2 protein-coding genes and 2 pseudogenes are annotated in these 2773 nt (G+C 39.4%); 3 read left to right on the top strand and 1 reads right to left on the bottom strand.

Translation table 11 applies throughout. The annotated features are described in order from the left end of the window. Positions 1–328: 328 nt before the first annotated feature. Positions 329–1117, top strand: a complete 789-nt coding sequence (locus tag FTU39_RS13645) for an aminoglycoside adenylyltransferase domain-containing protein (protein WP_038350081.1) — start codon at positions 329–331, stop codon at positions 1115–1117. Positions 1118–1243: 126 nt separating this feature from the next. On the opposite strand, the gene FTU39_RS13640 is transcribed toward FTU39_RS13645, so the two are convergent. Continuing rightward, positions 1244–1702, bottom strand: a complete 459-nt coding sequence (locus FTU39_RS13640; RefSeq protein ID WP_077170035.1) for a DUF523 domain-containing protein — start codon at positions 1700–1702, stop codon at positions 1244–1246. 312 nt (positions 1703–2014) lie between these two features. Here FTU39_RS13640 and FTU39_RS13635 point away from each other — a divergent pair. Further along, positions 2015–2368 (top strand): annotated as a pseudogene (locus FTU39_RS13635) (transposase zinc-binding domain-containing protein); the annotation flags it as partial. A gap of 61 nt (positions 2369–2429) precedes the next feature. Further along, a pseudogene (locus FTU39_RS13630) lies at positions 2430–2773 on the top strand (IS6-like element IS26 family transposase); the annotation flags it as partial.

Here is a 2773-nt window from a genome sequence, read left to right as displayed (position 1 = left end):
AAAGTCGTTTGAATGATTTCTTCTTGGTCTACGTGCCATAAAATACTCCATATATTGATGTTTATAACATCATTTGAGGAGCAGAGTATCACTTATAGGAGTTGTTCAAATTTCCGGATCCATCTCTAAGTGAGGAGGAAATGACTCTTACTATTCAGATGTTGTTTCAAGCTTTTTTTGATTGATAGAGTTTTATGTATTAAACTCTATATTGAAAGTAAATATATTGTAAAAATAGTATGTTATTTACTAATTGATTAAATTATTTACACTTATTCTGTATAATGCTCTATGAATTCATTACTTATTTTTTTAAATTAAAAATCATATGCAAAGCTTAAATGATGAAGAGTGTCGCCAAGTTGAAAGTGTAAAACAGCTTTTACAAAAAAATTTTAAAGATAAGCTTTATGCTATTTATTTATATGGTTCGTATGTTGATGGTGGTTTAAAACATAAAAGTGATCTTGATATTTTAGTTATTATTGAACGTGAAATTACCGATCAGGAAAGAAAACAATTAGCGCAGAATTTTCTAAATATATCTGTTCCGATTGGTCATGCTACAGCGCGTGCCTTAGAAATTACGATATTAGAAAAAGGGAGTATTACCAATAAAAATCATCCATATACATATCAGCTACAATATGGCGAGTGGTTGAGAGAAGAATTACTCAAAGGTGAATTACTTTATAGTCAATCTGATCCAGATATTAGTATTTTACTTAAAACTGCCCAATTACATAACATTACTATCTTTGGACCTGATATTTGCGATTGGTTAAATCCAATTAGCTATGAACAATTAATATTTGCCATGCAAAAAACTTATCCACAAATTATTGCTCATTGGAAAGACGATCAGGATGAATGTAATCAAATTTTAGCGCTATGCCGTATAGCTTATACATTAGATCATAAAACAATAGTTGCCAAGGATGTTGCTGCGACATGGTTTTTAGAATTCTTAAGTCAGATAGATCAAGACATTTTGCAACTCATAATAGATGAATATATTGGGCAAGGTCATGAGCAATGTTGGTTAGTTTTACATGATCAGCTTGCTAAAATTGTTAAAGAATTACAGCATAAAATTGAACCACTACTTTTTAACTGATGTGGAAGTAATGGATATGCTTCTTAGATTATTACCTCACTATATCTCTAAATACCGAAGAGACTTGATATTGCAAAGGGGGGCGTGGTTGGAGTTGCATGAAGATTTTAAATAAAAGCGGAGGAACTAGGGTAAAAGTTGCCAAAAAGTTTCTTCTGAAATGACTTTTATATTATGACGTTTAAGCAAAGCGGAGGTAACTCCATTGCCATAGATCTTATTCCCATTAAATTGACCATCGTAAATCATTGAACTACCACATGAAGGGCTATTTTCTTTAAGCACTACCAGAGTAGCTTTTAATAATTGAACTTTTTTTAAAGTTCTATATGCCCCTTCAATATAGATTGAAGTCACATCCTTTCCTGATTTTTCAATTACACAGGCTTTTCCATCTAAGACATCATCGCCATTACCTCCCGAAATCTCGGCAGGTTCGCGTGGTGTTGATAAACCGCCAAGAATCTCTGGACATACCATAGTAGCTTTTCCATCTTTGACTAATTTTTCGATTTTTTCGTTTAAGCTATGCGTCCCGTTATAACGTACCTTTAAGCCAGCCAGACAAGAACTTACTAAAATCATATTTCCTCTATGAAAAAGATATGTATCGATTTGCTATTTAGCCAGTACCTATTATTTTTTAAAATTAATAGGTTAGTGCTATGGATAAAACAAGAATTTAAATATGATCAATGCAAAGTGAGTTATTTTTTTTCTAACCCACAAAGCTTATAGATTAGTTTGATCCTTTTTGTTTAGAAAATTTATCAACAGTGGGAGTGACGGGCACTGGCTGGCAATGTCTAGCAACGGCAGGCATTTCGGCTGAGGGTAAAAGAACTTTCCGCTAAGCGATAGACTGTATGTAAACACAGTATTGCAAGGACGCGGAACATGCCTCATGTGGCGGCCAGGACGGCCAGCCGGGATCGGGATACTGGTCGTTACCAGAGCCACCGACCCGAGCAAACCCTTCTCTATCAGATCGTTGACGAGTATTACCCGGCATTCGCTGCGCTTATGGCAGAGCAGGGAAAGGAATTGCCGGGCTATGTGCAACGGGAATTTGAAGAATTTCTCCAATGCGGGCGGCTGGAGCATGGCTTTCTACGGGTTCGCTGCGAGTCTTGCCACGCCGAGCACCTGGTCGCTTTCAGCTGTAAGCGTCGCGGTTTCTGCCCGAGCTGTGGGGCGCGGCGGATGGCCGAAAGTGCCGCCTTGCTGGTTGATGAAGTACTGCCTGAACGGCACTGTTGCAAATAGTCGGTGGTGATAAACTTATCATCCCCTTTTGCTGATGGAGCTGCACATGAACCCATTCAAAGGCCGGCATTTTCAGCGTGACATCATTCTGTGGGCCGTACGCTGGTACTGCAAATACGGCATCAGTTACCGTGAGCTGCAGGAGATGCTGGCTGAACGCGGAGTGAATGTCGATCACTCCACGATTTACCGCTGGGTTCAGCGTTATGCGCCTGAAATGGAAAAACGGCTGCGCTGGTACTGGCGTAACCCTTCCGATCTTCGCCCGTGGCACATGGATGAAACCTACGTGAAGGTCAATGGCCGCTGGGCGTATCTGTACCGGGCCGTCGACAGCCGGGGCCGCACTGTCGATTTTTATCTCTCCTCCCGTCGTAACAGCAAAGCTGC

Origin of the sequence: Acinetobacter sp. YH12099 (assembly GCF_013419195.1) — a bacterium.
GTDB classification, from domain to species: Bacteria; Pseudomonadota; Gammaproteobacteria; order Pseudomonadales; family Moraxellaceae; genus Acinetobacter; species Acinetobacter towneri.
The sequence above is the reverse complement of the archived record's forward strand: the minus strand, read 5'-3'. Positions and strand labels throughout refer to the sequence as shown.

Bases quoted from the DNA above. Each gene is read 5' to 3' on its own strand.
- FTU39_RS13645 (WP_038350081.1), top strand. From the start codon at position 329: ATGCAAAGCTTAAATGATGAAGAGTGTCGCCAAGTTGAAAGTGTAAAA.
- FTU39_RS13640 (WP_077170035.1), bottom strand. From the start codon at position 1,702: ATGATTTTAGTAAGTTCTTGTCTGGCTGGCTTAAAGGTACGTTATAAC.